Origin of the sequence: Emticicia aquatilis (assembly GCF_014644295.1) — a bacterium.
GTDB lineage: Bacteria > Bacteroidota > Bacteroidia > Cytophagales > Spirosomataceae > Emticicia > Emticicia aquatilis.
The window spans coordinates 546,963-560,773 of the sequence record NZ_BMKK01000003.1; the positions used below are offsets into that span (position 1 = coordinate 546,963).

At 39.1% G+C, this 13,811-nt stretch carries 11 protein-coding genes; 6 read left to right on the plus strand and 5 right to left on the minus strand.

The genetic code is table 11. The annotated features are described in order from the left end of the window. The first annotated feature begins 51 nt into the window (after positions 1–51). The 3 genes from IEX65_RS09610 (at position 52) to IEX65_RS09620 (ending at position 2,250) form a co-directional block, all read left to right on the plus strand. Entirely contained in the window at positions 52–741 is a 690-nt protein-coding gene (locus IEX65_RS09610) for a pirin family protein (RefSeq protein ID WP_188765829.1), read from the plus strand. A gap of 150 nt (positions 742–891) precedes the next feature. Next, positions 892–1,632: a dioxygenase family protein gene (locus IEX65_RS09615; protein WP_188765830.1), complete on the plus strand. Its 741-nt coding sequence runs from the start codon at positions 892–894 to the stop codon at positions 1,630–1,632. Positions 1,633–1,743: 111 nt separating this feature from the next. Beyond that, a complete protein-coding gene (locus tag IEX65_RS09620; RefSeq protein ID WP_188765831.1) occupies positions 1,744–2,250 on the plus strand; it encodes a hypothetical protein in 507 nt (168 codons plus the stop codon). A gap of 1 nt (position 2,251) precedes the next feature. Here IEX65_RS09620 and IEX65_RS09625 read toward each other — a convergent pair whose 3' ends face one another. Further along, the gene (locus IEX65_RS09625) at positions 2,252–6,967 is read right to left on the minus strand and encodes a translocation/assembly module TamB domain-containing protein (RefSeq protein WP_188765832.1); all 4,716 of its coding nucleotides are present in this window, start codon (positions 6,965–6,967) and stop codon (positions 2,252–2,254) included. A gap of 153 nt (positions 6,968–7,120) precedes the next feature. On the opposite strand from IEX65_RS09625, the gene tsaD reads away from it, so the two are divergent. From tsaD to IEX65_RS09640, 3 genes are all read left to right on the plus strand, one after another. Next, positions 7,121–8,122 (plus strand): tRNA (adenosine(37)-N6)-threonylcarbamoyltransferase complex transferase subunit TsaD, encoded by a 1,002-nt coding sequence (gene tsaD, locus IEX65_RS09630; protein WP_188765833.1) that lies wholly within the window; start codon positions 7,121–7,123, stop codon positions 8,120–8,122. Between the two features lie 97 nt (positions 8,123–8,219). Further along, positions 8,220–9,068, plus strand: a complete 849-nt coding sequence (locus IEX65_RS09635; RefSeq protein WP_188765834.1) for a helix-turn-helix domain-containing protein — start codon at positions 8,220–8,222, stop codon at positions 9,066–9,068. Positions 9,069–9,151: 83 nt separating this feature from the next. Then, positions 9,152–9,598, plus strand: coding sequence for a nuclear transport factor 2 family protein (locus IEX65_RS09640; RefSeq protein WP_188765835.1), 447 nt, complete (start codon positions 9,152–9,154; stop codon positions 9,596–9,598). Between the two features lie 3 nt (positions 9,599–9,601). Here the strand turns inward: IEX65_RS09640 and mtgA are convergent, their stop codons facing one another. The 4 genes from mtgA to IEX65_RS09660 all read right to left on the minus strand — a co-directional run bounded on the left by mtgA (position 9,602) and on the right by IEX65_RS09660 (position 13,782). Beyond that, entirely contained in the window at positions 9,602–10,399 is a 798-nt protein-coding gene (gene mtgA, locus IEX65_RS09645; protein ID WP_188765836.1) for a monofunctional biosynthetic peptidoglycan transglycosylase, read from the minus strand. 45 nt (positions 10,400–10,444) lie between these two features. Next, positions 10,445–11,341: a PhzF family protein gene (locus IEX65_RS09650; protein ID WP_188765837.1), complete on the minus strand. Its 897-nt coding sequence runs from the start codon at positions 11,339–11,341 to the stop codon at positions 10,445–10,447. An 11-nt stretch (positions 11,342–11,352) separates the two neighbouring features. Then, the gene (locus IEX65_RS09655) at positions 11,353–12,387 is read right to left on the minus strand and encodes an SBBP repeat-containing protein (RefSeq protein ID WP_188765838.1); all 1,035 of its coding nucleotides are present in this window, start codon (positions 12,385–12,387) and stop codon (positions 11,353–11,355) included. A gap of 126 nt (positions 12,388–12,513) precedes the next feature. Further along, complete coding sequence (locus tag IEX65_RS09660) at positions 12,514–13,782, minus strand: PQQ-dependent sugar dehydrogenase (protein WP_188765839.1); 1,269 nt, start codon at positions 13,780–13,782, stop codon at positions 12,514–12,516. Positions 13,783–13,811 lie beyond the last annotated feature (29 nt).

Here is a 13,811-nt window from a genome sequence, read left to right on the forward strand (position 1 = left end):
TTTTTTACATCCTTACAGATTTGACAAGTTGAAAACTTGTCTTACTATGCTATGACACAAAACGAAGCAAAAATATTTCTTTCAGCCCAAAGAGGCAAAACCGAGTTGTCTTGGTTTCGGAGTTTTCATTCGTTCAATTTTGGTAATTTCCAAGACCCAAATAAAGAGCATATCGGAAAACTAAGAGTTTTCAATGATAGTACCTTGGCGGCTGGTTGTGGCATGAAAATGCAAGTAGAAAAACCAACCGAAGTCTTGATTTTACCCTTGGTTGGTGGCATCGAATTTAAGAATAGTGCGGGCTATCATGATTTTTTGGAGGCAGGGAAAGTACAAGTTTTTTCGGCCGATGCAGGCATGGAATATGAAGTACTAAATCCTTACGAAAACGAACTAATAAATTACCTTGAAATTTGGATTGAGAAAGAAAATTCCGTCAGACCATCAACGATTTCGGTTGATATTGACATCGAAAAACGCAATGAACTCCTACCGATTTTTTCATCAGTTCATAATGATGCTTTTGGCTATTTTGGGAAATACAATGGCCGAGAAGAAGGTGTTTTTCAAGTGAAAAATACTGGTAATTGCCTTTATGTCTTTGTGATTGAAGGAGCGTTTGAAGTCGATAATAAACTCATGGAAGCCCGTGATGGTTTAGCCATTTGGAATGCTGATGAGATTGAGTTTGAAGCACTTTCAAACGATGCCATGCTTTTGATTTTTGAGATACCCGCTTAGTTTACCGCAGAAATTCCCCTCTTTACCTCAAACTACGACTTTCAAACAACTTTAGTTCGCCCGCCAGCGTCTTTAAGATACAAAGGCAGTTTTCTAATACAAAGATTTGGCGTGTTCGCTCAAAACATTACCTAATAAAATTCTAACAAAATGAAAAGAGAAGATTTTATCAAAAGAGGCTTAGGCTCATTGAGCTTATTTGCGGTTATTCCAGCATTGAGTTCTTGCACAAAAGATGAGGTTGTAGCTGATACCACAACAAGTAGTTCTTCAACAACAATTACTTCTGACCCGACTACAACACCTTCGAGTTGCTCAGTGACAAACTCAGAAACTGAAGGGCCTTTTCCGACAAAATCACCAGCAACACTTGTTACAAATAATATTGTTTCGGATAGAAAAGGTACACCTTTGACCATTAAAGTATATATCCGAAATGTCAATGCCAGTTGTGCTGTGATTAAAGATGCCATTGTGGATATTTGGCATTGCGATGCGGCAGGACTTTATTCAGAGTATGGTGGAACTGGTATGCAAAGTGTAGATATGACTGCCGTGCATTTCTTGCGTGGTCGCCAAACAACCGACACCAATGGTATGGCCGCTTGGACGAGTATTTATCCGGGTTGGTATTCGGGTAGAGCTCCGCATATTCACGTACACGTGTACAATAGTGCGGGTAAATCTTTGCTTGTTACTCAAATTGCATTCCCTGAAGATGTAAGTAAAGTAGTTTATGCACAAGGCGTGTATGCAAGTCACGGCCAAGCTGATACTACCAATGCCCGAGATAATGTATTTAGTGATGGAACATCCAACGAGATGTCTTCTGTAACAGGTAGTGTTTCGGCAGGTTATGTACTTACGCACACGATTTACGTAAAAGCTTGATTTGATTAGTAATAAAGAGTTGAGAATGATGGGGAAATTATTTCTTCATCATTTCTTTTATAATTACACCTTAAAGTAGAAACCAGTTTCTTAATAACTGATAAACAAACAATGGCAAAAGCACAAATAAGGCTCGCTTTCAGAATAGTAATCAATAAAGACTCGCAATCTCGTTGGGAAAAATACGTTTGGGATAGCACTTATCAAGAGTTTTTGATGCAATCGCAACTGTACAATGATGCAGAAAATCCGTGGATGACTTTCAAACAATTATTGAGTAGAAATGAAAAAGCCGAACAGCTACATTTTTTGGTAAGCATGGCGGCACATCCGTATCTTTTGCAGTGGAAAGGACTAACTTACCCGATGCCCGATGTATTGGGTAATAATTATATGCCCTTCCAAAATTACCGACTTGATATTATTGATTCGAGTATAAAAGATAAAAATGCTCACGAAATAGGCATTACTTTTTATTCGCCTTTGCTGACGTTGGTTGATATTGTTGAAGGTCACTACTTGGTTTCGACTAACGAAAATATCTATGAGGGAGTAGAAACCACAATGTACAAGATGCAGCCACGTCTTTCGATAGTTTATTATAAACCGCTTGAGTAGATTAAGGTTTGCTTTGGGTAACAAGTTTACTTTCTGGCTTTTTGCTCGAAATACCCATCGGTAAATCTTTAATTTCTTTCTTTTTGAAGATAGTATTGAAACTGCGAGTATGCTGCAAACTCACACCATTGACCGAGACGTTACTATTGAAATTGTAGTAATAGTTCGGTACACTGCGGCTATAAGCTTTCAATCTCCACGAACCATCTTGGCTTAAAAGCCACTCAACTTCGCCACCGTAGAAATAGTTATTGGTGGTTTGACCTTCGTTTTGCAGAATCGTATTATTGAGACTTACCTTAATATTATTCCCGAATTTGTACGAGAAATTGAGCTGTGTATTATTAATCAAACTTTGGCGGAGATTATTTAAGTTTCCTTTGCCAAACTGCACCGCAACTTCCAAATTAGGGTCAATTTTTGAAGCAATATTTCCGAGTTGATTCGTCAAAATTCCACTGACATTATCAAGTAATAGTTGCGTATCAAGGGCATCTTTGAAACTATTATCATTGAAGAGCCTATTCAATGCCGTAATACCCACAAAGTTATTATTGCGTAATTGTTCGTCGTCGTGAAGACGTTGCTCAAAAGCAATCACTTGCGGTTGGAGGTTCAGCGGAATTCGACGTTGATTAAATTTAATATCAAATTTGGTTGTAGGCTTCATCAGTTTGTCGGTTAGCATGATTGATGCCACAACTGGATAAAGTGTATTCAATTCAGAAGAATTAGCCGTTGTGCTGGTAGCAATACCATTCAATGATACATTAGCTGTGTAACTCGCACCAATGTTAATATCGGCATCGTAAGGGTCGCCCGACCACAAAATTCTGCTACCTTCCGAAATATCAAACTTTCTTAGTTTTGAGATATTCTGTAAGCTGAAATCATATTTCCCACTTTTAATCGTGTAAGGTCCCGACATCGTGAAGCCCCCACGAGTATCATATTCGATGCTAATATTGCCATTCCCAATGGCATTGAGTTGGTCTTGGTTTGTACGGTCAAAGATTACTATACATTCGGCATCGGGTGTAATTGTGAAGTTGAAAGCCATTTTCAGCCCTCCTTCACTACGCACAACAGTATCTTTCTTAACAATATTATCTGCGTTTTTTTGCGTGTTTTTACTCACAAATGTAATACCTTGCTCTTCGGTATTCACGGTTGTTTCTCCATCAAGTGGAATCGTAATTCTTGTGCCTTTTTTGCTCGTTAGATTGGCCGAAATATTCACATTATTTAAATCACCCGTAATGTGCAAATCACCCGTTGTGATGCCCGTTCCGTAGAAATCTTCGTTGTCTCTGATGCCTGTGTTCATGATTTTGAAGCCATCACGACCTCTCATATAGGCATGAATACCCAACATGAAGTTTCCACCACCACCGTTAAAAATACCACCTTCCAACTCTGCAATATTGCCATTTTGAGCGGCATCTCTCACCTTGAAGCCTTTGGCTGCTACAAATCCTTCTTCATTGAAATTCAATTGGTCGTCAAAATACAAATAAGAGTTTAGTGCATTGATGCGTAAAACCCCTTTCTCAAAATCAACTCCACCTCTAATAATTGGGTCGTTGGCATTACCTCTTACGGTAAGCGTACCGCTCGCATAACCACCAATATTCGAGAAAATATCATCGACAAACGACTCAAAAATTTCCAAATTGGTTTTCTTCAAAGTTGCTTTCAGATTGAGTGGGTTGCGGTCGTCTTTTGGGTCGTAAGTTCCCGAAACTCTAAAGATTTCGTTATTGATTCTGATAATATTTCCGTTGATATTGAGGCGTTGTTTTAGGTTATCCCAAAGGGCTTCGCTTGAAATTGTACCTATCAAAATATTCTTGTAAATCAATTCGTCAATGCCAAAACTACTCGTCACGATGGCGTCATCGTAAATATCTCGCATCGTGAGTTTACCGTTTACGATTCCTTTGAGGTCGAGGTCAGAAAGGGGTTTAAGGGTTTGTAAATCAAAATCACGAATATCAATAAACGATTCGACCGTAGAGTCGGGCGAAAACGAACCATTCAATGAAATGCTTTGGTTTTGGTTCGATAACGCCACATCTTGGAAACAAATATCATCGTTTTGGATATTGATTAAGTTGTTTTTACCCAACATCCATTGGCTACCCAGTAGGTCGAGCTTGGTGTTTTTGGGATTGAAAGTAATATCGAATCCTTCTGATAAAAATGCCAATTTTCCGAAAATCTGAGCTTTGTTTGAGCTGTTTTGTTGTTTGATTCGCCCGTCAAATTCAATGACATTTCCCTGTCCCCACATTCCAGCAACTTCAATTTTTTCGGTCGGGGTCATATCGCCCAACTTTTGAGTAGCCGAATTGAAAATCAACGAGGTCAAAATCTTTGGAGAAGTGGCTTCTTTGGAAGTATTAAAATCAAGGTCGTTGCCATAAAAAGCCAAAGTTCCGTAGCGAAGCGTGTCAATTTTTCCTGCCAAAGATAACTCAGCCGTATTTCTGATATTTAGATTGCCGCTTAATTCTGTACCATAAGAAACATAAATATCGGGGTAGAAATAAGCAAAAAATGGGTCAGATTTCTTGAACGTTACTTTATAATCTAACTGATATTTATTGGCCACATCGGCATACGGCAACTGGGCGTAATAATCAAGGCGAGTTTGCTCTTTATCGTAGAAATATTGGGTATATTCTTTCGATAAACGAGTAACATCGGCAATGACCTTGCTCGGGGTAAATTTTCCCGAAATATCAACATTGAAAAACTCAGATAGCAGGCTTATTTTTCTGGAATTATCCGATAACTCTGAAGTGACAAAAAGCGAGTCAATACCCAATTGGCGTTTGTCATATTGCAAAACGGTATTCAATAATTTTGCTTCGCCGAGCCAATTATCCAATTCGTTTCCTTGAAAATTAAGGTTGATTTCGGAGCGAAGTTTTACATCGTTTTTCGAATAACCGAGTGGTCGCAGATTGGCATTTTGCACAATTCCGTGAATATCAAATTTATTCAATGCCTTTGCAAAATCTACTTTTCCGCTCACATTAAAGGCCAAATTTGTGTCTTTTACGCTCACTTTTCCATCAAAAAGCGATTGGCTCATTTTGCCATCGACATAAATATTTTTGAAGTCGTAGCCATTGAACCAAATGCGGTCAACTTTCCCATCGAAATCAAGGGCGGCATCTTTGATAGTAAAACCTTTACCTTTGATTTTTCCAGCAAATGAGAGTTTTTGTAAGTATTCAGATTCTTCAACAAACTGCCCCAAATCAAAGTTTTCAACACTAAGCGAGCCATCGTAAGTTGGTAATGCACCATTGTTTGGCAATTTCATTTTGATTTTTCCACCCACATTTCCCATCGCTGATTTTACGTAGGCATCGGTTTCAAAATCGTTATAAACGCCTTTAAAATTTCCCGCAAAATTAACTACCCCAAACTTATGCACTTGCGAATGATAAAGTGAATCGCCCACGTACTGACGAGCGTCTTCGGCGTCAATTTGGCTGAGCTTCCAGTTCAAATCCATGTCGGCTTTATACAAATCGGGTAGATGCTTGAAGGCAATGTCGCCATCGAGGAAGCTATTTTTACCAAATTTTAGGTTAAAACCTTTCACTTTAAAATCATGCACCGTTCCTTTGAAATCGCCATTGAGTAGGTAAGTTTCTCGATAAGCATACATATCTGTTGCGAATCTTCCAAGGTCTTGAGCGTCGATTTCGCAATCTTTCAAATTGCCAATCATGACCACTTTTTCGTTGAAATCACCAAAGTCTCGTGGACTGTCATAATTGAAAACAACCGAATTTCGGAGGGTTGAATTATTGATTTTTGCATACAAATCATTCAACCGCATTGATCTACGAGAATAGAAGAAATTGGTGTTTAACTGCTTGATTGTGAGGTCACTACGGCGTTCTACTCCTTGCATATTCTTTAGACCGAACGTAATCGTATCACCCATGATGAAGAAGTTCTTGATGTTTCCGTGTAAGTTATTGACCGTGAAGTTATTATAGTCAAACTCTTCTTTTGGGAAACGTGCTTCTTCGGGGTCGGCCAACGTGAAAGTGCCATCTTGAATGTAGGCTTCATCAATCGTAAATGGCGTATTGTGTTCTCCTTTTAATCGGTGTGTAGTATCACTCGGAGCGGTCAACTCTTCAATTCTGGCAAGCCATTTATCAATATTCAAATCGCCATCGGGTTCGTAAATAAGTTTTACTCTTGGATTACGAATCATTACGTAATCAAGGTTATTATCAAAGGTCAGAATCTTTTCCCAACTGAAATCAAAATTTGTTTTGCAGTTGACGTAGAGTTCTTTCACGAAAATCATTTCACGGTTTTTGTGGTCGTAAATCGTGATGTTTTCGAGCGTAATTTCATCGAACCAAGTCATTCGAGCCTTTTCGATGGTTACTTTCGAGCCTAATTTTTGGGATAATAATTCGGTGGCTTTTTGTAAAGTAGTAGTCTGAAATTGTGGCAATTGCATGGCGTAAAATACCAGTCCAAAACCCAATAATAATTGCAGCAGAATCGTTGTAATGGCTCGTTTTGAGTAATAACCCCAAACCAAGCTACCCAATAAAAGAGCAATCAGAATAAGTAAAGTTTTGGGTACGGGCGTAAACACTAACAAGCCACTCATCATCGCAACAACGATGAGAGAAATAAGCGTGAGAGTGATTATTTTTATAACTTTACCCATTTGGTAGAGCAAGTTTCTATCTTGCTTCGTTTCAATTTATTTAAGCACAATTCGGAGAGTTGTGTTACAAATAGTGTTAATTTTGTGTTTTATTTCAAAAAATTAGGTCTGTGGACTGTTGTCTGTTGACTGGGCGGCATTCCGCCGTGGACTATGAATATTTTAGCAATCGAATCTTCGTGCGACGATACGTCGGCCGCTGTTATTTCTAACGGTAAAATCTGCTCCAACATTGTAGCTGGGCAGCTAATTCATGAACTTTATGGAGGCGTTGTACCTGAGCTTGCCTCCCGAGCTCACCAACAACACATCGTTAGAGTGGTTGACAAGGCCATACAAGTTGCGAATATAACAAAAAAAGACCTAAATGCCATAGCTTTTACTCGTGGGCCGGGACTTTTAGGCTCTTTGTTGGTCGGAACATCGTTTGCAAAAGCAATGGCTTTAGCTCTCGAAATTCCCTTGATTGAGGTCAATCACATGCAAGCCCACGTGCTGGCTCACTTCATTGACGAACCTCGTCCAGCCTTTCCATTTTTGTGTTTGACCGTCAGTGGCGGACACACCCAGATTGTACTTATCAAAGACCATGCTACAATGGAAGTTTTGGGCGAAACACAAGACGATGCCGTTGGTGAAGCCTTCGATAAAACCGCAAAATTGCTCGGTCTTCCTTACCCTGGTGGCCCACTGGTAGACAAACACGCTAAGCTGGGAAATCCGTTGGCGTATGAATTTCCTTTGTCTGAAATGCCACAATATAATTTTTCGTTTAGTGGTATAAAAACTTCTATTTTGTACTTTTTGAAGAAGAAAGTTGCCGAGAACCCGAACTTTGTGGCCGAAAACTTAAATGATATTTGTGCCAGTGTGCAGCATACGTTGGTGCGAATGGTGCTACAAAAACTACGCCGTGCGGCACGTGAACTGAATATAAAAGAGGTGGCGATTGCAGGTGGAGTTTCGGCCAATTCAGGACTAAGAAAAACTTTGCACGAAATGGGCGAGAAGGAAGGTTGGAATGTATATATCCCCGATTTTCAGTATTGTACCGATAACGCAGGCATGATTGCAATGGCAGCACATTTCAAATACCTAAAAGGAGATTTTTCAAGTCAAGATGTTAGTCCATTGCCGAGAATGGAGTGGGGGTGAGCGAACGCTTCACATGACCGTTCCCTTAATTTTCAGATAAATCTTTGGAGGGTAGATGGTTTGCTCATACCTTTAATGAGTAAAACCTTTTTAGGGTATGATTTTCAAGCATATTACACCGTCGGCACATCTTCAATCATTTGTAAAAAGGTATTTACTGATACATTTTAAAGTAAATGACCCAAATATTTCATTTATAAAACCCTATACACCTTCGCCCGAACAATGCCTCACGTTTGACCCTCGAAATACAATTAAAAGTGTCAATGAGCAAACTGCTGAGGTAGTCAATCGTACGGCTAATTATATATCTGGTCAGCAAATTTCAAGGTTAAACTTGCATATCCCGAATGACTATTTGATGTTTAAAATCGTTTTTCAACCTGGTGCAATGTATCAAATTTTTGGTGTGCCGCTGGCATTGATGACAGACCAGCATTTTGATACAGAAAGTGTAATCGGTAACGAAATGAAAGGTATTAACGAACAAATGGCTAATGCTGAATCGTACCAAACCATTGTGGATATTGCCGAAAAGTATCTGTGGCGAAAGATTAAAAATAGAAAAAAAGAGGCGAATGCAGTAGATAAAATAGGGGCTATTTTGATTGATAATCCAACAAGTTTTTCGTTAGATTGGCTCGCTGACCAAGCTTGTTGGAGTCCACGTAATTTGGAGCGGCAGTTCATTGAGCGGATTGGTATTAGTCCTAAGTTATTATCTCGAATTAGTCGGTTTGATAAAGCTTTTTTACTAAAACAGCAGAATCCAACGCTTGATTGGTTATCAGTAGCTATTCAGACAGGCTACAATGATTATCAACACTTAGTGAAAGATTTCAAGTATTTTGCGGGTGTAACGCCCAAAGTAATGTTGGCAATTGACCAAAACTCTCCTGAACGAACCTTGGGGCTTCTTCCTGATGTATACACATCTTCTCGTTAGAAATTCGTCGTTTTTTTACCACTTATTGAAAACAACAATCTATGATATTTGCATCAATATCAAGAAACTAAACATTTTACTACATGAAAAAAATTGGATTATTTATAGGTTATGTTTTTTTCTCATTATTGGCAAAAGGTCAAGAGAACAAAGATGAAGCAGAAATCAGACGCTTAGAAGATGCTGAGCGTGTAGCAGTTTTAAAACAAGATTTAGTGACTTTGAACAAAATTTGGGATAAAGATTTCACAGTCAATAACCCTGCAAATGTGATAGTTACTCGTCAACAAGTTGAAGATTTTATCAAGTCGGATGAAATAAAATACGAACGTTTTGATAGAATCGTAGAAAAAATCATCTTTAGAGGAAATATTGCTATTGCGATGGGTAATGAAGTGATAAAACCCCTCACAGGACAAAATATTGGGCAGATAATCAATCGCCGATATACCGATATTTGGTTTAAAGAAAATAAGTCATGGCGAATGCTCGCTCGCCATGCTAATGTGATTGTTGAGATAGGGAAATGATTCTCAAAAACTCCTCAAATCATTGATATAAGCCACGCCACCCAATGCACGCATTTGACGAGCAATAGCTGCAGTACGTCGGTTGACATAAGGCCCAGGCTTGGCCGCTGACCACTTGATTGGGCTTGGCAAAACTGCCGCAATTCGTGCAGCTTGCTGACGAGTTAGATTCTTGGCATTTGTATTAAAATATCTTTTCGAGGCTTCTTCAACGCCAAAAGTCATGCTTCCCATTTCGGCTACGTTGAGGTAAACTTCCAAGATTCGTTTTTTTCCCCAAATCAATTCTATCAAAACCGTGAAGTAAACTTCAAATATTTTTCGGATATAACTTCTTGATTGCCAGAGAAATACGTTTTTGGCGACTTGCTGTGAGAGCGTACTTGCACCACGCAATTTTTTACCTTTGAGATTTTTGCTAAAAGCATTGCTCATGGCTTCAAAATCGAAACCATTGTGGTCGGGGAAAAGTTGGTCTTCGGCAGCGACCACGGCCAAAGGTGCTTCTTTCGACATATTGGCGTATGATACCCAATCATAGTAGATTTTGCTGTCTCGGCCATCGGCTATGGCTTCCATTTTGCGAGCAATCATGGTTGAGGTAACAGGTACAGGTACGAATTTGTATAGCACAACCAGTCCAATCGAAATAGCAAAAAAGTAGAGCGTTATTTTTATAGCCCAATATTTCAGTTTACTTTTCCAATTTGATTTCGCTTTCTTGGAAGCCGTATTTTCTATTGGTTTAGGAGTATTTTTTGTCCGAAATGTATTTTTTCCTCCTCTTGGGTCGTTTGCCATAGCTTTGGTTAGTAATTTACTACAAAAGTCGGAAAGAATTTTCTTTCAAACAAACCATTTGCCTTGTGCAATCAACTTTGTTTTTCCACCAACTTTCAAACTGAAATCTTGTTTTTCGTTTAATTCACCCTTGATTTGGATAAGCGATGGACGCCCCATTTCGTAGCCTTGCTCTACTCGGTAACTGATTTTGTTTGCTTCGTATTTGAGCAAATAGGCAAGCAGACATGAGTTGGCACTGCCTGTGGCGGCATCTTCTACAATTTTTTCGTTTTCGTAGCAAAACATTCTTGTATGAAGCTGATTTTCAGCCTTTTCGGTTTCACGAGTGAAAGTAAAAAATGCCGTTGTAAGCTCATCGGGGGCATTGGTTTTGTATAAATGATTTTCGATCAACCAGTTTTTTACTTGCTCATTGTTGAATCTGATGCGTTGAATAGCATCAAGATTTTTAAGCGGAAGTATTAGATAAGGAAGCCCAGTTGAAACAACTTCAATAGGAGACGTTTCGTCAATATCTTCGGGTTTTAAACCAAACAAATTTGCGATTTCTGAATTAAAATTCTTACCGAAAATAGGGTTGTTTATTTCCAGCCAAAGGGTTTCATTATCTTTGATTACTGGTACTTGTCCAATTTTTAGATTGAGTATAATATTTTGTTTATCAGTGTTTTGAGGGGAATTAAGCAAAATAAAAGCAGTTCCCAAAGTTGGATGCCCCGCAAATGGAACTTCATATTCGGGTGTAAAAATTCTCACATCAAATCCACCATTTTTTTCTTCGTCAGCAATGATAAAAGTAGTTTCTTGAAAATTGATTTCACGTGCAATCTTGAGCATCATTTCATTGCTCAAACCGCCTGCATTTTCAAAAACTGCTAATTGATTTCCTTGATATTTTTCTTCGGCAAAAACATCAACAATATGAAAATTGAGTATCATAAAAACCAAGTTTATTTTATCGAAATCTTACGGATTCGGTTATAATCAGAAACGTAGATATTGCCTTTTGAGTCAACCGCAATGCCCGAAGGATAAGTAAACAAAGCATCTTTGTCATCGCCATCTTTGTAGCCTTCGGTTAGTCCGCCCGCAATAGTCGTTACTTTTTTATCTAAATCAATTTTTCGGATTCTATGTCCCAAACCCATATTGTTTTCAATAAAGTAAATTACACCTGTTTTATCAACACAAAGCCCAGAAACATCTCCGAGATAGGCTTTGGGCAATGTTCCATCACCATAATTAAAGACTTTTGGATTGCTAACCGATGATTCTCCTTTTAGAAACTTGATACTTTTGTCGGGTGAAATTATTTTGATTGGTCCATTAAATGTACTCTCGAAAAATCCAGAGAGCATATAAAAATTATCGTTTTTATCGACCGAAACAATATTTCCATCAAGTTGAGTAGCAGCAGCTTCTACGTTTTTCATCCAATCTCTGTCCAAAACAAGGCTTGGCGATAGTTTACTGAGCGAACTACTGTTAAAGAAAAAGTAATCGCCTTTGGTATTTTTAAATACCGTACTGGTACGCATAACATCAATGGCTTTTGGGTCAATGACAAAATCTTGTAGACCATTTTTCTCAGAATAGGTCTTGCAAAGCCAACCATTTCTCGGATAGATTGTCGAGATAACTACTTCGTCATCCGCTCCTATATGAACTCGATGCGGGGCCGAATCGAATGGTGATGCTTTTGAGTTAATGGTCGAAACTACACCGCTCGGACTGATAATTCTTACGGCATAATTTCCAGCCTCGGCAATGTAGAGATTATCTTTACTATCGATGGCCAGTCCTACGGGGTCGTCAAATAAGGCTTCGGTGAGTTTTCCATCGGTTTTTCCAGTTTGTTCTTTGCCTGCGTAGGTTGTTACGGTATAAGTAATTTCCTTGGGAGTGACTGTTGTTTCGTCGGTTGCCTGTTTTGAACAAGCCAGTAGTGATGCAGCGAGTAATAGTGCGGAAAATTGTTTTATCATTGTGCTAAGTTTTTGGCAAAATAACACAAAAAATTAGCTGATTCAAATGCGGTGGTTAATAAAATCAAAAAGCAGGTTGTGATTGTAAACGACAACCTGCTTTTTGTTTGAAATATTTTTAAAGAACTATTTTTTATAGGCAATGCGGTAGATTGTTCCGCCTAAATCATCACTTACATACAAGGCACCATCAGGGCCTTGTGCAAGCCCGCACGGGCGATGTTGTATCGGGCCAGTTGGTTTTACGAGGTCTGTTCCTGCGAAATTATCAGCAAATATTTCCCATTTTCCTGAAGGTTTATTATTTACGAAAGGCACAAAAGCCACCAAATAACCTTTCTTTAATTCGGGAGATTGACCATGGAATGCAATGAAAGCTCCGTTGCGATATTTGGCAGGAAACATTTTTCCAGTATAAAAAAGCAAATCGTTTGGCCCTAAGTGTGCTGGAAATGCCACAATCGGATTAATGGCTTTTTCGCCACCTGTTTTTTTGCCGTCTCCGCCATATTCGGGAGCAACGATTTTTTTCTTCTGAAATTGGTCATAATAAATATACGGCCAGCCAGCATCATCTCCCTGGTGAAGTTCGTAAAGTGTTTCGGCGGGTAACTCGGCACTTTGCTGTGGCGTATAATATTGCGGATAAAAATCATGGAACTGTCCACGACCGTGTACGGTTGCAAAAAGCGAGTTAGTTTTCGAATTCCACGCTGTTCCGACTGCATTTTTTAAACCCGTTGCATAGCGAATGCCATCCGAAAATGTTTGGTTCATTTTCTCGGCATTGAATTTCCAAATTCCGCCCGCTGAGTCCAGAATCGAGCAAGGCATAATGCCTTTACCTGAGCCTTTTTCACGGCAAGGGTCATTGTAAGAACCTACGGTTACGTAAATATTATTGGCGTTATCAAGCACGAAAGGTTTGGCATTATCACGGCCTTTATCGACCAATCCATCAACGATTTTTTCTGGATTTTCGGGGTCGATAATTTCTTCATTTGCATTTAGTTTATATCTTAAAACACCCGTATTCGATGAAGCATACAAATATCCATTTTTGATGGTGATGCCAGTGCCTGGATAATTCCCGAAGTATTTGGTTTCGTCAATTACGCCATCTTTGTTGGTATCTCGCATGAGCAAAATGCCTTTGTCGTCTTTTAATTTTGAAAGTTTGGCATAAACATCACCATTTTTTGAAACCGTAATGTGGCGAGTTGAGCCCAATTCAGAGCCAAGAATGGTTGCCGAAAATCCAGCAGGAAGTTTGATAGCGTCGGCCGCTGTGGGTTTCTTGACGGGTGGTTCGGGAAGGTTTTTGTAAGAAAATAGGCCAATAACACCTACCAGACTTGCAAGTGCGTAGCTTGAACGAACAAATGATTGTTTCATTGATGAACGAAAGGTTAGAGAGGTTGAAT

Excerpts from the sequence above, each read along its gene's own strand:
- IEX65_RS09640 (WP_188765835.1), top strand. The coding sequence starts at position 9,152 with ATGAAAAAAATTGGATTATTTATAGGTTATGTTTTTTTCTCATTATTG.
- IEX65_RS09615 (WP_188765830.1), top strand. The coding sequence starts at position 892 with ATGAAAAGAGAAGATTTTATCAAAAGAGGCTTAGGCTCATTGAGCTTA.
- IEX65_RS09620 (WP_188765831.1), top strand. The coding sequence starts at position 1,744 with ATGGCAAAAGCACAAATAAGGCTCGCTTTCAGAATAGTAATCAATAAA.
- IEX65_RS09625 (WP_188765832.1), bottom strand. The coding sequence starts at position 6,967 with ATGGGTAAAGTTATAAAAATAATCACTCTCACGCTTATTTCTCTCATC.
- tsaD (WP_188765833.1), top strand. The coding sequence starts at position 7,121 with ATGAATATTTTAGCAATCGAATCTTCGTGCGACGATACGTCGGCCGCT.
- IEX65_RS09635 (WP_188765834.1), top strand. The coding sequence starts at position 8,220 with ATGATTTTCAAGCATATTACACCGTCGGCACATCTTCAATCATTTGTA.
- IEX65_RS09660 (WP_188765839.1), bottom strand. The coding sequence starts at position 13,782 with ATGAAACAATCATTTGTTCGTTCAAGCTACGCACTTGCAAGTCTGGTA.
- IEX65_RS09610 (WP_188765829.1), top strand. The coding sequence starts at position 52 with ATGACACAAAACGAAGCAAAAATATTTCTTTCAGCCCAAAGAGGCAAA.
- IEX65_RS09655 (WP_188765838.1), bottom strand. The coding sequence starts at position 12,387 with ATGATAAAACAATTTTCCGCACTATTACTCGCTGCATCACTACTGGCT.
- mtgA (WP_188765836.1), bottom strand. The coding sequence starts at position 10,399 with ATGGCAAACGACCCAAGAGGAGGAAAAAATACATTTCGGACAAAAAAT.
- IEX65_RS09650 (WP_188765837.1), bottom strand. The coding sequence starts at position 11,341 with ATGATACTCAATTTTCATATTGTTGATGTTTTTGCCGAAGAAAAATAT.